Source organism: Streptococcus sp. CF8_St5-11 (assembly GCF_024295625.1).
GTDB lineage: Bacteria > Bacillota > Bacilli > Lactobacillales > Streptococcaceae > Streptococcus.
On record NZ_JANCOJ010000003.1, the window covers coordinates 128,331 to 150,839 of the forward strand.

Sequence of the window (22,509 nt, forward strand, 5' to 3'; positions counted from 1 at the left end):
GTCCATGAAACAAAGTAAAATGTTGATTCCAACGCTTCGCGAAATGCCAAGCGATGCCCAAGTCATTAGCCATGCTTTGATGTTGCGTGCAGGTTATGTTCGCCAAGTATCAGCTGGTGTCTATTCTTATCTGCCACTAGCAAATCGAGTGATTGAAAAAGCAAAAGGCATCATGCGCCAAGAATTCGAAAAAATTGGAGCAGTAGAAATGCTTGCTCCAGCCCTTTTGAGTGCGGATCTCTGGCGTGAATCTGGTCGTTACGAAACTTACGGGGAAGACCTCTATAAGTTGAAAAACCGTGAAGGCTCTGACTTTATCTTAGGTCCAACTCACGAAGAAACCTTTACCGCTATTGTGCGCGACTCAGTAAAATCTTACAAACAATTGCCGTTGAATCTCTACCAAATTCAACCAAAATACCGCGATGAAAAACGTCCACGGAACGGTCTTCTTCGGACCCGTGAGTTCATCATGAAAGACGGCTATAGCTTCCATGCTAACTACGATAGCTTGGATGTCACTTATGATGAATACAAGGCAGCTTATGAGCGGATCTTCACACGCAGTGGCATCGACTACAAAGCCATCATCGGTGATGGTGGTGCCATGGGCGGAAAAGATAGCCAAGAGTTTATGGCTGTTACACCTGCTCGTACAGACTTGGACCGTTGGGTTGTTTTAGACAAGTCTGTCGCATCATTTGATGAGATCCCAGCAGAAGTCCAAGAAGAAATCAAAGCAGAATTGCTCAAATGGATGGTCTCTGGTGAAGATACCATTGCCTATTCAAGTGAATCAACCTATGCTGCGAACTTGGAAATGGCTACTAACGAATACAAGCCAAGTAACCGTGTCGTAGCAGAAGAAGAAGTGAAACGCGTGGAAACACCAGGTGTCAAATCGATTGATGAAGTAGCTGCATTCTTGAATGTTCCAGAAGAAGCTACTATCAAGACTTTGGTTTACATCGCAGATGGTGAGCCTGTTGTTGCCCTTCTCGTAGGTAATGATCAGCTCAATGAAGTGAAGTTGAAAAACCATCTCGGCGCAGATTTCTTTGAACCTGCAACCGAAGTGGAAGTGAAAGAATTATTGGGAGCTGATTTTGGCTCTCTCGGTCCAGTAGATCTTCCTGAAAATGTTAAGATTATCGCAGACCGCAAGGTCCAAGACAGCCGCAATGCAGTAGTCGGTGCCAATGAAACAGGCTACCACTTGACTGGTGTAAACCCAGGACGTGACTTTACTGCAGAATACGTCGATATCCGTGAAGTTCGTGAAGGCGAAATCTCACCAGATGGGAAAGGGGTCTTGAACTTTGCACGTGGGATCGAAATCGGTCACATTTTCAAACTCGGCACACGCTACTCCGCTAGCATGGGAGCAGATGTCTTGGACGAAAACGGTCGTGCGGTTCCAATCATCATGGGCTGCTACGGAATCGGTGTCAGCCGTCTTCTTTCAGCCGTTATGGAGCAACATGCTCGCCTCTTTGTCAATAAGACTCCAAAAGGGGAATACCGTTACGCTTGGGGAATTAACTTCCCTAAAGAATTGGCGCCATTTGATGTGCATTTGATTCCAGTCAATGTCAAGGATGAAGCGAGCCTTGCTTTGACCGATCGGATCGAAGAAGCCTTGGTGAATAAAGGCTACGAAGTCTTGGTGGATGACCGAAATGAACGCGCTGGTGTCAAATTCAGTGATAGTGATTTGATTGGGCTTCCAATCCGTGTAACAGTTGGTAAAAAAGCAGCAGAAGGTATCGTAGAAGTGAAAATAAAAGCAACAGGAGATACCATCGAAGTTCATGCGGACAATCTCCTTGAAACCCTTTCAATCTTGAACAAATAAGAAAAAGCTTTCTGAGCTCTCACCAGTGTGGTGATGAAACTCAGGAAGCTCTATTTATTTTTCTTCTTTGAGGCCTTGATCTTTGAAATAGGTAAAGAGATCTTGAGGTTTGCCATTGAGGTATTTCTTGAACTCAGCTGTTTCTTCCTCCCCTTGATCCCCGTAGATGGAAGCAAACTCATCTTTCTTGATTTTTGAGAAGTCAGCTTGTAAGACCTTGGCATAGGATTGTTTATCTTTCGAAATTTGAATGCGGAAGCTAAGACCAGGCTTGCCATTTAAGCTTTTATAGATATCGCTATGTTCTAATTCTTCTTGGTAGATTTCCTTTAACTCGGAAAGATCCATGTCTTGCAAATCTGAGGAAATGGGTTCAAAACTAAGAAAAGTAAAAGAGACAATTTCATCTTTTTTGTAGCCGATTTGAATTTTGTTTTGGTGGTGATCGCCGAGGTCACTAACAAAGGTCTTGTTTTGGACTTGCTCCTTTTTGGTTTGAGTGGCCTCTTGCTTGGAAGAAGCGTTAGTAGTCCCTTTGCCTTGTTGGCCTTGGCTACAAGCGGTAAGAGCTAGTAGACAGACAGAGACAAGTAGAAATTTTTTCATATATACTCCTTATAGGTTAATGGTGTTCGATCTTGTATGAAACAAGTTTTGAACAGGTTTCATTATACCATAAAAGTTTTAAAAATGAAAAAATATACAAAAATCATCAAAGATTGTATCTAAAATAACCTAAAATCAACATTTTTTATCTATGTGTCGAGTTAATATAACAGGACAGAGTGTCTTCTTTTCTTATCAGAAATAATACTAGTTGGAGACTACTGGGGCAAGGAATTTCAGATATATGTTACGTTTGTATAACAAATTATTTCAAAAATGTAACAAAGTTACAATATTTTATCAGTTGGGGCTCAAAACTTGACTTTCTCGCAATATTTCATTAAGATATCTTTAAGTAAATAATACAAATAGGGAGTGAAAAGGTAAATATACAGTTTTTTGGATTTTTACTAATTCGTACTAAATGTATTGTTTATGAAAAAAATATTAGGGTATCAGCCCAAAAGGAGAAACATATGGCTCAAATTAAATTAACTCCGGAAGAACTACGTCAATCAGCACAACGCTATTCACAAGGTTCTCAAGAAATCGATCAAATCCTTAACACTTTGACTCATGAACAACAAGTCATCGACGCAAACTGGGATGGATCTGCATTTGATAGCTTTGAAGCACAATTCAACGAATTGTCTCCAAAAATCAAACAATTCGCTCAATTGTTGGAAGACATCAACGCTCAATTGATCAAAGTTGCTGATATCGTTGAACAAACTGACCAAGATATCGCTGCACAAATCCACTAAGATAGTCTTGGAGGTGATCTTACTTCTTGTAGGTAGATCACCCTTTTGTCTTTTGATATATAGAAAATAGGGGTTAGATTCTTAATTCCTAACCCCTATTTTGTATCTATGAATTAGAAAAAGGAAAAGGTATAGAAGTGAAAAAGAAAAAATGGTTAAAATACATCGGTCAGAGTGCAGTTGTGCTCCTTTTGATGGGATCTGTAGTGGGTCTTTATACGACGGTTCAAAAGGACCAAAAGCAAAACGAAGCCAAGACCGTACAAACGACAGAAAACACCAAGCTTAATATTGCGGTTGTCAATGAAGACAAAGCGGTCAAACTGAATGATAAAGAATACAACCTTGGGGCTAGCTATGTAAAGAATATCGAACGGGATAATTCGCAAAACTGGTCTGTACTCCCTCGTGGAGCCGCTGAGTCAGGGCTTGCAGATGGCAAGTACCAGTTGATGATTGTCATTCCAAGTGACTTCTCAGAGAAGGTCTTGGAAGTGAATGCGGTTAATGCAGAGAAGACCACGGTGACGTATAAGGTCAATGCGGCTGGAAATTCTCAGGTTGAAAACGAGGCCAATAAAGTCGCTAAAGATATCGTTTCAGACTTGAATAGCCAGTTGGTTGATATGTATATGGTCAGCATTTTGAGCAACCTTTATACAGCTCAGAAGAACGTGGAAACAAGTAACAAAATTCAATCTACCAACATTGGTTCATACCGAAGCAACTTGCTGGATTCGGCTTTAGATTCGAAGAATATCTTTCCAAGTCTCTATAGCTTGTCTACGTCTTCTGTCGAGTCGAACAATGCTTTGAAGACAGTCCTTGAGTCTTATACACAGGCTTTTGATCAATTGACCCAATCTCAGGATCAGTACGGTCAAAACTTCGACACATTGATCAAACAACGCTCTGAGGACAAGATCAGCCATGAAGAGTTCATGAACCAGCTGATGTCTATGAACCAGTCTGTTGTCAGTGAAAAGACCCAAGAGTTGTATAAGAATCTACAACAAAACCAAGAAGCAATTACCAAACAATTGAGTCAACCAACTGAAACAGAAGGAGATGCTTCAGGTACCAAGACTTATGCAGGCTTGACAAAAGATGTGAATGATCGTGTGGCAGACCTCGAAAAAGGGATCAAGGCAGAACGCGACAAATTAGATGAGCACGAAAAGAACATCGAGTCTTCTGTAAAAGCGAAGATCCTTGACTACTATGGTCTAAATGAAGGAGACAAAGTCACTCTTCGTACCTTGCTTGGAAAGCCAAAAATCGAAACTATCAGCAAGGCTCGAGATAAAGCGGATGATGACATTCGTCAAGCAATTGAAAAACTTCCGTCTTTAGATCCTGCTAGTCTTAATCTGAATAAGTATGGGAATCTCAACGCAGCGATTGATTTTGATAGTGCTTTTGCTGGAACGAAGGGGCAAGCAAAAGGGAACGCAGATGACTTGAAACGATTGGCTGCTGAAGTGGATGCTAAATTAACGGCAGTTGCGAATGTTCTCAATGCTAAATCTGGAAAACAAAAAGTTAGCATTCAAGTACCTGCAGGAGTTAAGGTTGATACCTGGACCTATGATGGACAGACTTATGCAGGCAGTGGTGAGCAGGAAGTCGAACTGAAAGATGGCAAACAAATTCAAATTCACCTTGTTGAAGATGGAGGAGCTATGCCAAGCGCGATTGATGTTGAAGTCCTTGTGAATGGAGTTTCTTCAACCAGTGTGACTGTATCTGCAGAAGACTTGAAAACAGCTGTCGCTAACTATGCATCGAAAGCTAGTGAAATCGCCCTGGATTATCAACGCGCGGGAGCATTGATCGATGCTTACTATCCAAAAGATGACAAGGGAGATCGTCATTCGCTCTATGATCCGATCGAAGATATGGATTTGACAAATGCTTTGGTCGATGTCGTGAAGGCTGCCGTTTCAAGTAACATGAAGGACTACCGTAAGAGTATTGAAACGGATGAATCTGGGGATGCAACGAAGAGTGTGAAAGCCCAGTTAGATGGTACCCTTAAACAGTTGCAAGACTTGGGACCACAATTGCAGGCAAATCTTCAAGCAATCGAAAACACCAACAAGGATCTAACCCAAAATATCAACGATCAATTGAAGCAGTATGCAGACCTTCAAAGACGCCTAGAAGAGATCTCAAAAGCGCAGGAAACAGTGACACAGGCTCAAACCAAGACCGATGCAGATTTGTCAGCTCTTGGTTCTGAATACACGTCATTATTGAGCTCGACAGAAGGCGTTAAGAGCTCATCTCGTAGCAATGTAGAAGCTGCTAACTCTACCAATGAAATCTTTAGCCAATTGAACAAAGAATTGGAAAAAGCCCAAGGCAATACAGAGAAATTGTCTAGCAATGCAGAGAGCTTGATGGGTGAATTCGACAAGGAATTGTCTGAAAATGGGAACTTCGTCGAAGCCTTCCGTAAGGTCTTCAACAATGCCTATGAAAACGGAGTGCCGAATGAAGTCTTGCTCGACTTCTTGTCAAATCCAGTTGCAGAGAAATCTTCTTCTGTGAAAGCGACTATCAACGTCTACCGTCCATTTATCTGGATCTTTATGTTGGAAGTCTTGAGTCTCTTTACAGCTTATCTCTTTGCGACTCAACCAATCATTCGCAAGGTTAAGGATCGTTTCAAATTGGATCGTTTGCAAGAATCAGATCTCTTGTCTGTCGGTGTCCTTGTGGGACTTTCTCTCATCCTTGGACTGGTGATCGGAATGATTTCAAGTATTCAACTCTCTGTTGGTCGTGAATATGTACCTTCATGGGTGTTCTTAGCGGTTCTAGCAAGCTTTGTCTTGGTACAACTACAATACCTTCTTTTGAAACACTTCCGTGTGATTGGAATGGGACTGGCCTTCTTCATGTTGATCAGCTATGTCTACCTATCAAGCGCGATCGGAACGACCGCGACCTTGTCAGGCCTTCCAGCACTGGTGAAAAATGTCAACCTCCTTTCTATTTTAGAAGGACAGTTTGCGGGTTACTTTGATGGACAAACAGCCGGTATCGGCGTCTTCTTCGGATTGTTGGTCTTCTTCGGACTTTTGGCGGTTGCCAATATCTTCATTCCTAAGAAGTTTACTCAAACAAAGGAAATTGAATCAAGCTTATGAAAAAAATGATGTATCTTCTCTTTGTCTTAAGTCTCTTGCCAGCGGTTGTTGTTTCTGCAGATGATTTTATTGATAATCGTCTGCAGGTCAACAACTCACGTCTTGAGACAGAGCAGGAAAAGACACTTGGGGGCCAATTGGATGCGACTGAGTCTCTTTTCAATGAGAAGGATCAGAAAAAATTAGCAGATGAAAAACGCAAGCAAGAGAAACAATTGACCGATTCAGACGGCCAGTTGTTTTCTGCTATAAGGGGAAAGAAAAAAACGGGGCCTGAAGCGGACCTGTTCCAGCCTGAAAATCAAAAATTATCTAAATTCGAGTCCAATGTGGAGGACAATTCGGCCAGCTTGTCGGATTTTATTCCAGCCTTGCAAATGCTGGCTTGGAGTGCTCTTCTCTTTGGGATTGCTGGCTATATTTCCTATCGAATCTATAGAAAAGAGGCCTAAATGGACCAACATATCAATGTCACCTTCCGTATGAATGGTGCAAGCCATGACCTCCGAATCCCAACGCGGATGGAGGTGCGACGCTTGATTCGGGAATTGGATCAGATCTTTGGGTCTGCCATGGAGCCTAGAAGCAAGTATCAGTTGCGCGTGGTAAATAAAGGCATCTTGCTGGATGAAGGCAAGGTGGTACAGGAGTATCCGATCACGAGTGGTGATCTGATCGAGATTGAGGAGTGGTAAGGTGAAAGAAGAACAATTTACACTGGAAGAACAAGTCTTCCGTTTTGAAAAAGAAGAAACGAGCTGGCGGCTGGACCTTAAGCGTTCAGAAGTGGATAGCCAGGATTTACGCAATTTATGGATTTTGGATCTCCATCATCCCTTGTTTTTAGAGCAAAGCATGACAGCGGATCAAGACCAGATTCATCTGACCTATCAGACAGACGCGCTAGGCTTGAGTGCAGAAGAAATCCAGGCATTACCGGTTTCAGACCGTCTGCGTCTAGCTATCAATGTCTTGGATTTGGCGCCAGCCTTGGAGCTTCCGGTGACCTTTATGTTGCATCCTATCAATTTGTTTGTGACCAAGGATGCGCAAGTCAAGATCGCTTATCGCGGGGTGCCGGGAATGATGGTGCCACGCAAGTGGGATCAGGTTGAATTCTTGCGGCAGGCCAAGTGCTATGCGGTCACTCTTTTTGGGGACTGGGATTTCATGGAGCTCTATCAAGGCACACTTGAATTAGAAGATCTGCCTGATTTCTTGGTAGAAATCCGTGATGCTGCTAGCTTAGAAGAGATGAAAGCTCTCTTAGAGAAAGCCTACCAAGAACGCAAGGAAGAGGAAGAAAAGACCTTGACCTTGGTTTCAAGTCGTCAACACCGAATCTTTAAGTTGGCAACAGTATGGCTTTCAGCTGTAGTGGCCCTCTTACTCTTGCCCTTGATTTATTTGGTCTTTTTCCAAGCCCCCTTTAAAGAAAAGTTGCTTCAAGCGGATACTGCTTTTCTTAAAGTAGACTACACCGGTGTGATCGATGAGTTGGAGGGAGTGGCTCCAAGCAGTCTTCCAACGACACAGAAATACGAGTTGGCGACGTCTTACTTGCAAGGCTTGAATTTCTCAGAGGACCAAAAGAAGGTCATCCTCAACAACGTCACGCTCAAGTCAGACAGTCTCTATCTCCACTACTGGATCTATATCGGCCGTCATGACTTTACCCAAGCATTGGATACAGCCAAGCGGATCGACGATTCAGACTTGATCATCTATGCTCTTCGCAAAGAAATCAAGGCGACACGTGATAGCGAAAAACTCTCTGGTGAACAACGCGAGAAGAAACTCTCTGAGTTAGAAGGCGAATATAAGAAATACTGGGATGCTCGCTCTGAACTCTTGGAAGCAGAGAAAGATGAAACCAAAGCTTCAACCAGCAGTTCGACAACAGCTTCGTCTACAGAAGCCTCCTCAACAGAAAGCTCGTCTTCTACAACAGCAAGCTCAACTGAGTCTAGCGAACACAAGGAGTAGTCTATGAAAAAACGTATCATACTCTATAAAAAAGGTTTTCGCTATGAGCTAGCACTAGAAGAGGGGAAAACAGCGACCGTATCGAATCAAGAAACAGCTCAGTTGACCATTTCTTCGCAAGAACATCCCCTTCATTTCCAATGGAGTCAAGGAGAAGTCTTCTACCAATATGGGGAAGACAAGGGCGTGCTAGAAAATAGCAAGATCCTTGGAGATGTGGTCTGCTACTTGGCGACAGGGGAAGTCCATACATATGAGCTGCTCGACAAGGAAGAAATCCTGGTAGCAGATGAACAAGGTGCGGATGTGCGCGTGCATTATCCAGTGCGCTTTCTCCTTGTGAAAAAAGATCAGACTTGGACTTGCCAGCTCTTATCTGGAAAACTCTACCATAACCACAAACTCGTTACTGAAGCGACTGTTCCACTGGCCTTTGGGGATGAGCTGGCCATTGGAGATGTGACCATTAAGCTCTATCCAGAAGAATTTGGTGTGGAAGGGACTGTCGAAGTGAGTCCTTATCTGGTACCTCGCTTGCATTCGCGCTACGACTTTTACAAGGACTATCCAGAGTACCACCGGTCTCCGCGGATCATCTACCGGAGCTCGGAAGACAAGATCCTGATCAATCCTCCGGGAGCGGAGCCTCAAAAGCCATCAGATGAACTCTTGAAGTTGATCATGCCACCCCTCATCATGGTTGGGGTGACCCTCTTGATCACCATTTTCCAACCTCGGGGGCTCTATATCATCGCGACGGTATCCATGTCTGTGGTCAGTGTGATCTTTTCTGTCCAAGGATTCTTCAAGAATCGTAAGAAATACAAAGAAGACAAGAAAGAGCGCGTGGAGCTCTACCATCTCTATCTCAAGGACAAGGCAAAGGACTTGGAACAGCTCTCTCGGAAGCAACGAGAAGGCATGTTTTACCATTTCCCAGCGATTGCAGACTTGACCAAGATGGTCAAACGTTATGACTCGCGGATCTACGAAAAAACACCGCTTCATTTTGACTTTTTGGCCTATCGTTTGGGCTTGGGCAAGGTCCCAACCAGCTATGAGCTCAAATATGGTCAGGAAGAACGCAGTGGAAAGAAAGATGCCTTGGAAGAAGAAGGCTATGCTCTTTTCCAAGCACATCAAAAGATCGACAATCTTCCGATTGTAGCCAGCCTCAATCGGGGACCGGTCGGCTATGTCGGCCCTCGTCCCATCGTGCTAGAACAGTTGCAACTTCTGGTTGCCCAATTGGCTGTCTTTCACTCTTATCATGATCTGACCATTATTCCGATCATTCCAGAAGAGGAAAAAGAAAGCTGGGATTGGATGCGCTGGTTGCCTCATGCGACCTTGCAAGACATGAATGTCCGTAGCTTTGTTTACAATCAGCGGACACGAGATCAGGTCTTGAACAGTCTCAACCAAATCCTCAAGCTCCGCAAGGCGCAAAAAGAGGAAGAAAAAGCCAATGACACCAAGATCTTCCACCCTCACTATGTGGTCCTCATCACGGATGAGACCTTGATTTTGGACCATGTCATCATGGAGTTCTTCCGTGAGGATCCGACAGAGCTAGGCTGCTCTATCATCTATGTGGCAGACGTGCTCTCATCTCTTTCTGAAAATATCCAAACGGTTATCTCCATCAAGGACCGTAACCAAGGGCAATTGCTCTTGCAAGAAGGGGTTCTTCGGGAGCTCGACTTCCAATTGGATCACTTCCCTGAAGGCTATGACAAGGAAGCCATCTCGCGTGGCCTTGCCCCTCTTAAGCATATCCAACAGCTTAAGAGCTCGATTCCAGACTCGGTAACTTTCCTTGAAATGTATCAGGCGGAAACGTTCAATGACCTCAAGGTTTTGAGTCGTTGGGAGAGCCATGCCCCTTATCAAAGTTTGGCCGTGCCGATCGGTCTGCGCGGTAAGGACGATTTGGTCTACCTCAATCTTCATGAAAAAGCTCATGGACCACACGGCTTGATCGCAGGGACAACTGGTTCTGGTAAGTCTGAAACCATTCAGTCTTATATCCTGAGCCTTGCTGTCAACTTCCACCCCCACGATGTGGCTTTCCTTCTCATCGACTACAAGGGTGGGGGAATGGCCAACCTCTTCAAGGATCTGCCTCACTTGTTGGGGACCATCACCAACTTGGATGGTGCCCAGTCCATGCGGGCTCTAGCCTCTATCAATGCGGAGATCCATCGTCGGGAGCGCCTCTTTGGCCAATATGGGGTCAACCATATCAACCAATACCAAAAGAAATTTAAACTCGGTGAAGCGACCGAACCGCTTCCTCACCTCTTCTTGATCAGTGATGAGTTCGCCGAACTCAAAGTCAACCAACCAGACTTCATCAAGGAGCTGGTTTCTATCGCGCGTGTCGGGCGTTCCCTTGGGGTGCACTTGATCCTTGCGACGCAAAAACCTTCTGGGGTCGTGGATGACCAGATCTGGTCCAACTCCCGCTTCAAACTAGCCCTCAAGGTAGCAGACCGTGGGGACTCCATGGAGATGCTGCGGACGGCAGATGCGGCTCAGATCACCCAGACCGGTCGTGCTTATCTCCAAGTGGGGAACAACGAAGTCTATGAACTCTTCCAAACCGCCTGGTCTGGAGCAGACTACCAGCCTGAGAAAGACCAGCTAGGGATCGAAGACCATACCATCTACTTGATCAATGAACTGGGCCAATACGAAGTCCTCAACCAGGACCTATCTGGTCTGGATATGGCAGAAGAAATCAAGGAAGTGCCGACAGAGCTGGATGTCATCGTGCAGGAAATCAACCACTTGCACCAACAAGAAGGCATCGCAGCTGTAGCCCAACCATGGTTGCCACCGCTCAAAGAGCGGATCACGCTGGATGAGTTGGACAAGGTCGTGCCGATCGAGGCTTGGCAAAAACGGACAGCTCCAAGCGTCCTAATCGGGGTAGCCGATATCCCGCAAGCGCAAAAGCAAGAAGCGGTCGCCATCGATCTGTCAAAAGATGGGAATATCCTCCTTTACGGAAGTCCAGGTACAGGAAAGACGACTTTCCTTCAGACAGTCGCCATGGATCTGGCTCGCAAGCAGAGCCCAGAAAATCTGACCATGTACCTGCTGGATTTCGGAACCAATGGTTTAGCACCCTTGACGCAACTGCCACATGTGGCCGATAGCCTCTTGCTCGATCAGACGGAGAAAATCCAGAAATTTATCCGGATCATCAACCGCGAGTTGGATCGCCGCAAGAAACTTCTCTCAGAACATGGGGTAGGTACCATCGCCCTCTACCGTGAAGTGACCGGGAAGCAAGAGCCTACTATGGTTATCCTCATGGATAGCTATGAGTCCATGAAGGACGAGCCTTATGAGACAGACCTCTTCAAACTCTTCATGCGGATCTCCCGTGAAGGTCTTAGCATCGGTGTGCACTTGATCATCACAGCTAGCCGACAAAACAACCTACGGGCTCAGCTCTATTCCAACTTCAAGCACCAGCTGACCTTGCCACAAAATGATATCTCTGAGATCCGCGGTATCGTAGGAGCAACCCCACTAGCGTCTACGATGGAAGATATCAAGGGACGGGCCCTCATGAAACGTGACGAAGTCGATGTCGTCCAGTTCGCCCTACCAGTCGCAGGGGACAATGATATCCAAATCATGAACAACCTCCGCGACCAAGTCCAAAGCCTCAAAGAGATGTGGACAGGCCAAACCCCAGCAGGCATCCCAATGGTGCCAGATGAGTTGACAGAAGCAGCGTTCTATGGACGTGAGGATGTAGCAGCCTTGCTGGATGAAGGTAAAGTACCACTCGGATTGGATCTGGAAAATGTTCAACCGTTAAGTTGGGATTTAATTAAAGGAAATCTTTTATATATTTTTGAACAAGAATGGCAAAAACTTAATATTATCAACACTATGATATTAAGTTTTGAAAAACTCAATTTCGATTCTATTCTTTTGACAACTTCGAAATCTCAAAAACAATCTCGTTTCTCAAAAGAAATAGATTCGCCTTTGGGAAGGAAAAATACTATAGAAGAGCTATATGATTTAGTTAGTGAACATGTCGATCTAGATGAAATACTTCCTAAACCGATGGTAATAATTTGGGATGAAATTGGAGAGTTGATTCAGGAAAATGAAATATTATCTGATAAAATACTATATATTATGACGAATGGACCTAAAGTTAAAGTATATAGCTTCATTACAACTCTCCCAATGTTATCTAATAGTCTAAATGTTGTTTCAAAATTCGTTAAGCAACTAAAATATGCTGTTGTTGAAATGCGATTGAATGATCAGAAAATCATAAGTGTTCCGAATGTAAAATATTCGGAACCTACTTTGAAAAAGTCAGTTGCTTATATGGTTGATGGAAATCATTATCAGGCTATGAAAGTAATTAAAGGAGTTAACAATGAGTAAATTGGATAAATTAGTTGTGCAAACTCAAAAGTGTAAAACAGATAGAATATATATTACCTTAGGGTATAATTTTGGTTTCTCACTATTTCTTTATGAAGTAGAAAAAAAACTTATAAACATTAATCCTGCTGCAATTGTGTTGCTAGCTTACTACAAACAAGAATATGCAAGAACTCAGTTACAGAAAAATATAGAAGTGACTGTTAATCCAGGTAATACTCTATTTTCTTTTGTTTCCACTTCATCAACACTTCTCAGTAGTTTGGATATATTATTTAAAGTAATAGATTTTGTTCCAAAAGAAAATTTTCAGCAGATTAAAACTGAATTTATTCAACAATACAAGAGTTCATATGTCAAAAATCAAACTTCATTAAATTTAACATTACTTGAGTTTATAGCTCAGAATAAGAGATTTAATAAAGATGAGTTTAATAAATTTATTGAAGAGTTGTCTAAAGAAGATGTAGAATTGGCTCAAAAGTATTTATTTAAAGGGATGGAATTTTGTGTTCATGCATTAGGGGAAATTAATGAGAGCGTAGAAAGCGAAATAAGGAAAAAAATAGTAGATTTTGATAATGAATCTTATACAAAATCTGTTTTTATTCCTTTATCATCTCGTGATATAATTCCACAGAAACTCTTATATAAGTCAAAAACTCTATCTAGACTTCTTTTGATTCATACAAATCCAGATCATAAAAATCATTTAGAAGATATCTTTTTTACATATCAATTACTTAATGAAATATTTAGCAAAAATTCGCCTCAAATCATTATTGACAGTGCAGATATGGGAATGATACTTCCAAATATTTCCTTAATAATGATTAAGGATTATCTAAACAATGAAGATATTTCAAATTATATTGGCCAAGTAAAAGAACAATTTATTTATTTGTTGACGCAAAAGCCAAAATTATTTTCAGAGATGTTTGTAATATTGTGGTTATCTGGTATCAATTATATCTATTACTATGAGATGTTGGAGAGTAAATCAGTTGAAAAATATCAGAAAGTAATTGAAAGCGTATTAGGGAACAGCACATTCTGTAGTGTAGAAATAGGAGAGTAAAATAATGGTACAATTTTTAATTAATCCAGAAACATTAAAAAAAGAAATCAAATCTTTGGAAAAAGCAAAAGATGCCATATCTACTAAATTAGAATTGGACACTGTTGGTTTAGAATTGCAAACGATTGATAAACTTAAGGAAGTTGAAACTGAATTTAATAAAGTTATTGATAACTATAAAAAACTATTAGAACAAGATATTCAAAATTTAGAGGTTATCATTGCTGAATGGATGAAAGTTGATGCAAAATACGCAGGTCAAAATGCTTGGGATAGGTTTAAACAGGATTTTTGGAAGTGATATAGGATAAAGGAATTAAAGTATGAAACTAAGTAACTCTAAAGTATCGTTAATTGAATCAAAAATATCAAGTACTTATTCAGAAGTGGAGAATCAATTATATCAAGTTTATAAGGCTCTACAGATTTTAACGCAAACAAATAGCTTCAAAGGACAAGGTGCAGAAGCTGTAAAATCATTTATGAAATCAAACAGTTTAAATATGACTTATCTAATAGTTGAAGCTGTTAAAAAATTGGATGACTGCGTTAAACAAGTAAAATCAGGTTTTCTGGATTTAGAATCGGAGGAAACTGGTAAGATTTATGACAAAAAAGTAGATCAGGATATAACAGAAATCAATAAAATAGCAAACAATACAGCAGAATTAGTGTCAGGTTTAAAAAAATGGGAGAATAGGGCAAATGAATTTATTACCGTAGAAAATTCTAGGACGGACGAGCTTGCTTTAGCATTCGATAGTATAAAACAAATGCTAGAAAATGTAAATAAAGCTTTTGTTGAAAAAGATCAAGAGTTGTGTAATATAGTAGGTGCTTTAACAGAAACCTTTGGTGGGCTTAATAATTCAATGTCTCAGGTGATGGACCATTATGTTCTACCTTCAGGTAGGTATGATGACTCCAAATTTGGTAGCTTAACAGGAGAAGAATGGTATATTCAGGGAACAGAGTCGGTCTTTAAGAAAAAATTTATAGAAGATCCTTTTATCTATAAGGCAGGTAATGTGGCTGTAGCTGAAACACAATATGCAATAGGTTATGCTAATGATCTTTATGCTTATGCTGGTGGTGATTTCCTTTCTGCAAATGGTACAATGAGTGTGCAAGACGGAGAATTGCATGCACAAGGCAAAGCTAGAGTTGCTGGTGGAGAACTTCATGCCAAAGCCGGTGATCTCGTTAACGTTTCAGGAACAGTAGATGTTCTTGCAGCTTCTACAGATAATAGACTTGGTAAGAACGGAATAATTTTATCAGCTGATGCAACGACTGCTAGAGCAAAGGTAGATACTAATGTAGGTTTACTGAATGCTAATGCAACTGCATATGGGCCTCAAGCAAGTGGTACAATAGCACGATACAGTAGTGAGGAAAAAACACAAATTGGATTTTCTGGTAAAGCATCTGTTGGGGGAGTTAATTATAGTGCAAATATCGGTGGCTTAGCGGTCAAATATAAAGCAGATGGTGCTGAAAAATCAGAAAACTTAATTGGTATTGGTGGGGGAGTCAGTGCTAAAGGTGGTGTTGATGCAACATTAATGTACACGAGTGAAAAGGTAAAGGATATTAATGATAGAATAAGTATATATTCTAATAAGCTTGAAATAGGAGCTACACTTGGTTTAGGTTTCTCTTTGAATGTTTCAGTTCCAAGTGTTAAAATTAAATTGTGGTAATAAATCTATTTTAAAATGAAAGAAAAGAAAATGAAAAAACTAATTATTATAGTATGCTTGATACTGACTCTGACTGCGTGTAGTGTTTCTAGTAAGAATGAAAATAATACAAAAAATCAAGATATTAGTAGTCAAAAAAAAGACATATCACTTATTGTCCCTCCAACAAATGAAGGATATTCAAAGGAGTTAATTGATTATGTTCGTGAAATTATAAGAAAAAATCCATCAATTGGTGAGGATGGAAAATTAAGTATGAATTACACAGATGCTACTTATACAATTAATGAACGAGAATATGCAGTATTTGTATTATTGAATCGAAGTCAACATGTAATTGACCAGAGTATAAATTTCAAATTGAACTGGTCATATGATGGACAGGTACTCTTTGAAAACCAGGAAATATTATATAATCACACTAAAAGAGGTGATTTAGATATGAATTGTGCAGCATTAATGATGATAGAGATAACACCTGCACAAAAACAAATAATTGATAGTATGAAAGATCCAAATAAAATGAAATTAGAAATTTTAGTTTCAAAAGGTTAAAAAGGAGAGGATAATGGAAAAAAATATTATTAATTTTAATAAACCAAATATTGAAGATGGCTATTCTCCTGAGTTAATAAATTATGTTGATAGACTTATTACAAAGCATCCATTGATTGGTGTTGAAGGAAAAGTTAGTCTGAATTATACAGGGGCAACATATACTTTTGATGGGAAAGAGTATGCGGTATTTTTACTAATTAATCGAACTTCTGTAACTATTAATAATAGTTTCGGATTGTATCTTAATTGGCAATACGATGGCTTCAGCGTGTATGATAATCAACCTATTTTTTATAATCATGAAAGTAGAGGTGATTTAGAAAGTAATCACGCAGTGCTAATGATGTTAGAGATTTCTTCCGAACAAAAGAAAATAGTTGATCGGATGGAAGATCCTCAGAAAATGGACATTGAATTAAGAGTTTATAAATAGTGAAAAACTCTAAAATGAATATGATTATTAAAAGGATGGGTAATTTATGACAAAACAAAGCCAGTTAGCGTCGCTAAGATCTCAAGCAGCTGCGATATGCCATCAGAAAGCAGATTATCAAGCAAAGATTAGGGAAATAAAAGAAATTTATAACCATTTACAGAAAATTAAGGGTCGTTATAGAACTGAAAAAAAATCTCTAAATAAATTAAAGAATGAAAATAGTGATGAGTGGACGGGAAATCTATATAAGACTCAATTTAATCAACCTGTAAGTAGCGTTATAAGTAATGAACTTAATACCACAATTAAAGCTATTGATAGAGATATGGATCGTCTAATTGATAAAATGAATGAATATGAGAATAAGATTTTTGAATGTGATGGTTTGCTTGGACAAATAGAAATATGGATTAATAATTTAGCTGGAACAATTGAGAAATGGTTCAATTAAATTGAGCGAATAAGGAGGTAATTATGCCTAAAAAAATATTATTTATAATTATAGGAATAATAACTCTGATATTTTTGATATTATTTTTGATTTTTTATTACTTATATCGTCGTGATATAAATATAAAAATTCAATCAACTTCGAAAGTTGAGGGAATTGTAGTGTCATATGATTCTAGAAATGAAGTTCCTGTATCTTTACCGATTGTTGAATATTCAGTGAATGGAATTAAATATAAAAAAAAATATGATTACTCTTATTTTATAGACATATCAACTGAATCTAAGCAATCAAATGTTTTTGATATAAAATACGTTCATGGAACGGGACAAAATTTGGATTTAAAAACCATTTTTCCAATCGGTTCCAGTATGATAGTATATTATAATCCTAAAAATCCTGAAATAGGCTTTGTTGAGAGATTCGCTGGATTGGACCGATACTATAATATTGCTATGAAAGTAACAATAGCAGTATATTTGTTAATTGCATCTTTATTATTGTATCTTTTGATTTTTAAATAGTTATATTTGATTTCCATTTAAGATACGTCATATGTGAACTACACTTATTCGGTTCTTTGTCAACTGTAGTAGGTTGATGAAAAATTACAATATAGAGAGAACCACTTGGTTCTCTTTTTTAGTGGTCATCGGTGTTTTCTTTGCCATGTACCGTCTGACTCTTCAAGCGCAAAAGGAGCAAGAGGAGAAAGTGGAGATTCGGCAGAAGTTGCAAGCATCTATGAAGGTTCAAAATCAAGAACAACTCTCAAGAGAAGATATTTAGGCGCAGATGAAGGACCTGCTACGGACACCGAGCTCCAGCTCAGAAACAGAGGCAACAAGTGGGGAATGATCAGGATTGCCTGCTGTTGACCAATCATCGAGAAATCACCGTCCTATCGGTGATTTTTTCGTCTTCACTTCTCCCTCGAATTAATCCTTAAATTGTGATAAAATAAGGGTTACGAATGTTTTTGAATGGTCTGTTTTTGCTTAGAAAGTGGGCCACTCAACAGTGAGCAAAAGAATCAAGATCAAGGGAGAAACAATGTCCAACACCTTTGAAATTTTAATGGATCAGCTGGATATGCCGCTGGAGATGCGATCTTCCAGTGCCTTTTTGCATGCGGAGATTCAAGAAGTCGTGGTGCACAAGGTCAGCCGGGTTTGGGAGTTCCGCTTTGCCTTTGCGGAAGTCTTGCCGATTGCTTTGTTTAAGGAATTGCGCAAGCGCTTGAAGGATGAATTTTCAAAGACAGGAAACCAGGCGACCTTTACCATCCAAGTGGCCAATCCGGACTTTTCTGCTGATTTATTGCAGGCCTACTACCGGGAGGTCTTTGAGGAAGGTCCTTGTGCGAGTCAAGGCTTTAAGGGGCTTTACCAAGACTTGCAGGTGCGCGCGGAAGGGCAGGAATTGATCATCTCAGGGCCTTCTTCGGTCGATACGGAGCATTTTCGTAAGAACCATTTGCCCAACCTTGCCAAGCAGTTGGAAGCCTTTGGTTTTCCACATTTCACCTGTCGAGTGGAGTCTGATGATGCGCTGACAGAGCAAGAAGTGGCGCGCTTTGAGCAGGAAAATGAAAAGATCTTCCAAGCGGCCAATGAAGAGACCTTGCGGGCTATGGAATCCTTGGCCCAGATGGCTCCGCCACCTGCAGTTGAAGAAAAACCAGCCTTTGATTTCAAGGCTAAGAAGGCTGCGGCTAAACCTAAGCTAGACAAGGCTGAGATCACTCCGATGATCGAGATCATAACGGAAGAGAACCGGATTGTCTTTGAGGGTGTGGTCTTTGACGTGGAGCACAAGGTGACGCGGACCGGTCGGGTCTTGATCAGCTTTAAGATGACCGACTATACCTCGAGTTTTTCCCTTCAGAAATGGGTCAAAAATGAGGAAGAAGCCCAGAAGTTTGACATGATCAAGAAGAACAGCTGGCTCCGGGTGCGGGGAAATATCGAAATGAACAATTTCACGCGTGACTTAACTATGAATGTCCAAGACATCCAGGAAGTCGTGCATTATACCCGCAAGGACCTGATGCCAGAAGGTGAGCGCCGGGTGGAATTCCACGCCCATACCAACATGTCGACCATGGATGCCCTGCCGGAAGTCGAAGAGCTAGTTGCCAAGGCAGCTGAGTGGGGCCACAAGGCGGTGGCGATCACCGACCATGGCAATGTACAGAGCTTCCCACATGGCTTTAAAGCAGCCAAGAAGGCTGGGATCCAGCTGATCTATGGGATGGAAGCCAATATCGTAGAGGACAATGTGCCCATCACCTATCACGAGGTGGATCTGGACCTTAATGAAGCGACTTATGTGGTCTTTGACGTGGAAACGACGGGACTTTCAGCCATTTACAATGACTTGATCCAGGTCGCCGGTTCTAAGATGTACAAGGGCAATGTCATTGAGGAGTTTGACGAGTTTATCGATCCGGGCCATCCTCTGTCGGCCTCTACGACCCAATTGACAGGGATCACCAATGAACATGTCCGTGGGGCCAAGCCTTTGGTGCAGGTCTTGAAGGAATTTCAGGCCTTCTGTGAGGGAACCGTTCTTGTCGCCCACAATGCCACTTTTGACATGAGCTTCATGAATGTCAACTACGAGCGTCATGGCCTTCCAAAAATCACCCAACCAGTCATCGATACGTTGGAATTTGCCCGCAACCTCTACCCATATTTTAGATGGCATAGCTTGGGGCACTTGACCAAGCGCTTTGGGGTCGCCTTGGAACATCACCATATGGCCAACTATGATGCGGAAGCGACGGGGCGCTTGCTTTTCATCTTTATCAAGGATGTAGCAGAAAAGCATGGGGTGACCAATCTCAAGGATTTGAATATCGATCTGATCAATGAAAATTCCTATAAGAAGGCGCGGGTCAAGCATGCCACGATCTATGTCAAGAATCAGACCGGCCTTAAGAATATGTTTAAACTGGTCTCTCTTTCTGGGACCAAGTATTTCGAAGGGGTCCCACGGATTCCCAAGACCGTGCTGGATGCCCACCGAGAGGGCTTGATCCTTGGATCAGCTTGTTCTGAAGGAGAAGTCTTCGATGCGGTCGTCTCTCAAGGAGTTGACGCGGCAGTCGAAGTGGCTAAGTACTACGACTTTATCGAGGTTATGCCACCGGCTATCTATGCGCCTCTCATTGCCAAGGAGCAGGTCAAGGACATGGACGAGCTCCAGACCATTATAAAGAGCTTGATTGAGGTGGGAGATCGCCTAGGTAAGCCCGTTCTTGCCACAGGGAATGTCCACTATCTGGAACCGGAAGATGAGATCTATCGGGAGATCATTGTCCGCAGTCTCGGGCAAGGGGCCATGATTAACCGGACTATCGGCCATGGAGAAAACGCCCAACCAGCACCCCTACCAAAAGCCCATTTCCGTACAACCAATGAAATGCTGGATGAATTTGCCTTTTTAGGGGAAGACTTGGCGCGCAAGATTGTCATTGAAAATACCAATGCCCTGGCAGAAATCTTCGAACCTGTCGAAGTGGTCAAGGGTGACCTCTATACGCCATTTATCGACAAGGCCGAAGAAACAGTTGCGGAATTGACCTATAAGCGAGCCTTTGAGATCTATGGTAATCCGCTCCCTGATATTGTCGATCTGCGGATTGAAAAGGAATTGACCTCTATCTTGGGGAATGGCTTTGCCGTGATTTATCTGGCCTCGCAAATGCTGGTGCATCGTTCCAATGAGCGGGGCTACCTGGTTGGATCGCGTGGATCCGTTGGATCCAGCTTTGTCGCGACCATGATTGGGATTACGGAGGTTAATCCGCTCTCGCCTCACTATGTCTGCAGCCAGTGCCAGTACAGTGAGTTCATCACTGATGGCTCTTATGGATCTGGTTTTGATATGCCGGATAAGGATTGTCCAAACTGTGGCCACAAGCTCAGCAAAAACGGCCAAGACATTCCGTTTGAGACCTTCCTTGGTTTTGATGGGGACAAGGTACCCGATATCGATTTGAACTTCTCAGGGGAAGACCAGCCGAGTGCCCACTTGGATGTTCGCGATATCTTTGGGGAAGAATATGCCTTCCGGGCAGGAACAGTAGGTACCGTCGCGGCCAAGACTGCCTATGGGTTTGTCAAGGGCTATGAGCGGGATTTTGGCAAGTACTATCGAGATGCTGAGGTCGAACGTCTGGCCCAAGGTGCCGCTGGGGTCAAGCGGACGACCGGTCAGCACCCGGGGGGAATCGTTGTTATTCCAAACTATATGGATGTCTATGACTTTACTCCGGTCCAGTATCCAGCAGATGATGTGACAGCTGAATGGCAGACCACTCACTTTAACTTCCACGATATCGATGAGAACGTCCTCAAGCTCGATGTCCTAGGACACGATGATCCGACTATGATTCGCAAACTCCAAGACTTGTCAGGAATTGATCCGAATGATATTCCTATGGATGACCCAGGTGTCATGGCCCTCTTCTCAGGGACCGATATCCTAGGAGTGACACCGGAGCAAATCGGGACTTCAACTGGTATGCTGGGGATCCCTGAGTTTGGGACCAACTTCGTTCGGGGCATGGTCGATGAAACCCATCCGACGACCTTTGCCGAGTTGCTTCAGCTCTCTGGTCTGTCTCACGGTACCGACGTGTGGTTGGGAAATGCTCAAGACTTGATCAAGGCGGGCATTGCCGATCTATCGACCGTTATCGGGTGTCGGGATGACATCATGGTCTACCTCATGCACGCAGGGCTCAAGCCTAAGATGGCCTTTACCATCATGGAGCGTGTGCGGAAAGGCATGTGGCTCAAGATCTCAGAAGAAGAGCGCAATGGCTATATCCAAGCCATGAAGGAAAACAATGTTCCTGAGTGGTACATCGAGTCCTGTGGAAAGATCAAGTACATGTTCCCCAAAGCCCATGCGGCGGCCTACGTTATGATGGCCCTTCGGGTGGCCTACTTTAAGGTGCATCATCCTCTCTATTATTACTGTGCCTACTTCTCGATTCGGGCCAAGGCCTTTGATATCAAAACCATGGGAGCTGGCCTGGAGGCCGTGAAAGCTCGAATGAAAGAAATAGCTGAGAAACGCAAGAATAATGAAGCTTCCAACGTAGAGATCGACCTCTACACCACCCTTGAGATTGTCAATGAGATGTGGGAGCGTGGCTTCAAGTTTGGCAAGCTCGACCTCTATCGCAGTCAGGCAACAGAATTCTTGATCGATGGGGACACCCTCATTCCACCATTTGTCGCGATGGATGGTCTAGGAGAGAACGTTGCCAAGCAAATCGTGCGGGCGCGTGAAGAAGGAGAATTCCTTTCTAAGACGGAGCTCCGTAAGCGTGGCGGTGTCTCCTCAACCCTGGTTGAAAAGATGGATGAAATGGGCATTCTGGGCAATATGCCAGAGGATAATCAGTTGAGTTTGTTTGATGATTTGTTTTGATGGATAAATGATTTTTATTCAAAAGAATTAGCTACCCTTAACTA

Annotated in this window: 17 protein-coding genes; 16 read left to right on the top strand and 1 reads right to left on the bottom strand. The window is 42.2% G+C overall.

The features are described from left to right. Positions 1–4 precede the first annotated feature (4 nt). A complete protein-coding gene (locus NMM13_RS07390) occupies positions 5–1,855 on the top strand; it encodes a proline--tRNA ligase (RefSeq protein ID WP_003009975.1) in 1,851 nt (616 codons plus the stop codon). A gap of 54 nt (positions 1,856–1,909) precedes the next feature. Here the strand turns inward: NMM13_RS07390 and NMM13_RS07395 are convergent, their stop codons facing one another. After that, positions 1,910–2,461: a hypothetical protein gene (locus tag NMM13_RS07395; protein WP_118095931.1), complete on the bottom strand. Its 552-nt coding sequence runs from the start codon at positions 2,459–2,461 to the stop codon at positions 1,910–1,912. Positions 2,462–2,937: 476 nt separating this feature from the next. Between NMM13_RS07395 and NMM13_RS07400 the strand changes: the two genes are divergently transcribed. The 15 genes from NMM13_RS07400 (at position 2,938) to NMM13_RS07470 (ending at position 22,465) form a co-directional block, all read left to right on the top strand. Then, entirely contained in the window at positions 2,938–3,225 is a 288-nt protein-coding gene (locus tag NMM13_RS07400; RefSeq protein ID WP_003009979.1) for a WXG100 family type VII secretion target, read from the top strand. Positions 3,226–3,356: 131 nt separating this feature from the next. Continuing rightward, positions 3,357–6,380, top strand: a complete 3,024-nt coding sequence (esaA, locus tag NMM13_RS07405; RefSeq protein ID WP_247923564.1) for a type VII secretion protein EsaA — start codon at positions 3,357–3,359, stop codon at positions 6,378–6,380. Further along, complete coding sequence (gene essA / locus NMM13_RS07410) at positions 6,377–6,832, top strand: type VII secretion protein EssA (protein ID WP_118095929.1); 456 nt, start codon at positions 6,377–6,379, stop codon at positions 6,830–6,832. Before esaA ends, essA begins: the two co-directional genes overlap by 4 nt. Then, on the top strand, positions 6,833–7,075 hold the full coding sequence (locus NMM13_RS07415) for an EsaB/YukD family protein (RefSeq protein ID WP_003013697.1): 243 nt from the start codon (positions 6,833–6,835) through the stop codon (positions 7,073–7,075). 1 nt (position 7,076) lies between these two features. Then, positions 7,077–8,366, top strand: coding sequence for a type VII secretion protein EssB (essB, locus tag NMM13_RS07420; protein WP_254728327.1), 1,290 nt, complete (start codon positions 7,077–7,079; stop codon positions 8,364–8,366). A 3-nt stretch (positions 8,367–8,369) separates the two neighbouring features. After that, entirely contained in the window at positions 8,370–12,791 is a 4,422-nt protein-coding gene (gene essC / locus NMM13_RS07425) for a type VII secretion protein EssC (RefSeq protein WP_254728329.1), read from the top strand. Then, positions 12,784–13,869, top strand: coding sequence for a hypothetical protein (locus NMM13_RS07430; protein ID WP_254728331.1), 1,086 nt, complete (start codon positions 12,784–12,786; stop codon positions 13,867–13,869). The genes essC and NMM13_RS07430 overlap by 8 nt, the downstream gene beginning before the upstream one ends. A gap of 4 nt (positions 13,870–13,873) precedes the next feature. Further along, positions 13,874–14,170 (top strand): DUF5344 family protein, encoded by a 297-nt coding sequence (locus NMM13_RS07435; RefSeq protein ID WP_254728333.1) that lies wholly within the window; start codon positions 13,874–13,876, stop codon positions 14,168–14,170. 22 nt (positions 14,171–14,192) lie between these two features. Beyond that, positions 14,193–15,572 carry a T7SS effector LXG polymorphic toxin gene (locus NMM13_RS07440; protein WP_254728335.1) on the top strand — a complete coding sequence of 460 codons (1,380 nt, stop codon included), beginning with the start codon at positions 14,193–14,195 and terminating at the stop codon, positions 15,570–15,572. 30 nt (positions 15,573–15,602) lie between these two features. Further along, complete coding sequence (locus tag NMM13_RS07445; RefSeq protein WP_118095923.1) at positions 15,603–16,127, top strand: hypothetical protein; 525 nt, start codon at positions 15,603–15,605, stop codon at positions 16,125–16,127. A gap of 13 nt (positions 16,128–16,140) precedes the next feature. Continuing rightward, a complete protein-coding gene (locus NMM13_RS07450; RefSeq protein WP_118095922.1) occupies positions 16,141–16,563 on the top strand; it encodes a hypothetical protein in 423 nt (140 codons plus the stop codon). Positions 16,564–16,609: 46 nt separating this feature from the next. Then, positions 16,610–17,017, top strand: a complete 408-nt coding sequence (locus tag NMM13_RS07455; protein ID WP_118095921.1) for a DUF5082 family protein — start codon at positions 16,610–16,612, stop codon at positions 17,015–17,017. 23 nt (positions 17,018–17,040) lie between these two features. Next, positions 17,041–17,541 carry a DUF3592 domain-containing protein gene (locus NMM13_RS07460; RefSeq protein WP_254728337.1) on the top strand — a complete coding sequence of 167 codons (501 nt, stop codon included), beginning with the start codon at positions 17,041–17,043 and terminating at the stop codon, positions 17,539–17,541. 76 nt (positions 17,542–17,617) lie between these two features. Then, positions 17,618–17,806, top strand: a complete 189-nt coding sequence (locus tag NMM13_RS07465) for a hypothetical protein (RefSeq protein WP_254728339.1) — start codon at positions 17,618–17,620, stop codon at positions 17,804–17,806. A gap of 264 nt (positions 17,807–18,070) precedes the next feature. Then, positions 18,071–22,465, top strand: coding sequence for a PolC-type DNA polymerase III (locus NMM13_RS07470; protein WP_254728341.1), 4,395 nt, complete (start codon positions 18,071–18,073; stop codon positions 22,463–22,465). Positions 22,466–22,509 lie beyond the last annotated feature (44 nt).

Excerpts from the sequence above, each read along its gene's own strand:
- NMM13_RS07390 (WP_003009975.1), top strand. The coding sequence starts at position 5 with ATGAAACAAAGTAAAATGTTGATTCCAACGCTTCGCGAAATGCCAAGC.
- NMM13_RS07395 (WP_118095931.1), bottom strand. The coding sequence starts at position 2,461 with ATGAAAAAATTTCTACTTGTCTCTGTCTGTCTACTAGCTCTTACCGCT.
- NMM13_RS07400 (WP_003009979.1), top strand. The coding sequence starts at position 2,938 with ATGGCTCAAATTAAATTAACTCCGGAAGAACTACGTCAATCAGCACAA.
- essA (WP_118095929.1), top strand. The coding sequence starts at position 6,377 with ATGAAAAAAATGATGTATCTTCTCTTTGTCTTAAGTCTCTTGCCAGCG.
- NMM13_RS07415 (WP_003013697.1), top strand. The coding sequence starts at position 6,833 with ATGGACCAACATATCAATGTCACCTTCCGTATGAATGGTGCAAGCCAT.
- essC (WP_254728329.1), top strand. The coding sequence starts at position 8,370 with ATGAAAAAACGTATCATACTCTATAAAAAAGGTTTTCGCTATGAGCTA.
- NMM13_RS07430 (WP_254728331.1), top strand. The coding sequence starts at position 12,784 with ATGAGTAAATTGGATAAATTAGTTGTGCAAACTCAAAAGTGTAAAACA.
- NMM13_RS07435 (WP_254728333.1), top strand. The coding sequence starts at position 13,874 with ATGGTACAATTTTTAATTAATCCAGAAACATTAAAAAAAGAAATCAAA.
- NMM13_RS07440 (WP_254728335.1), top strand. The coding sequence starts at position 14,193 with ATGAAACTAAGTAACTCTAAAGTATCGTTAATTGAATCAAAAATATCA.
- NMM13_RS07445 (WP_118095923.1), top strand. The coding sequence starts at position 15,603 with ATGAAAAAACTAATTATTATAGTATGCTTGATACTGACTCTGACTGCG.
- NMM13_RS07450 (WP_118095922.1), top strand. The coding sequence starts at position 16,141 with ATGGAAAAAAATATTATTAATTTTAATAAACCAAATATTGAAGATGGC.
- NMM13_RS07455 (WP_118095921.1), top strand. The coding sequence starts at position 16,610 with ATGACAAAACAAAGCCAGTTAGCGTCGCTAAGATCTCAAGCAGCTGCG.
- NMM13_RS07460 (WP_254728337.1), top strand. The coding sequence starts at position 17,041 with ATGCCTAAAAAAATATTATTTATAATTATAGGAATAATAACTCTGATA.
- NMM13_RS07465 (WP_254728339.1), top strand. The coding sequence starts at position 17,618 with ATGAAAAATTACAATATAGAGAGAACCACTTGGTTCTCTTTTTTAGTG.
- NMM13_RS07470 (WP_254728341.1), top strand. The coding sequence starts at position 18,071 with ATGTCCAACACCTTTGAAATTTTAATGGATCAGCTGGATATGCCGCTG.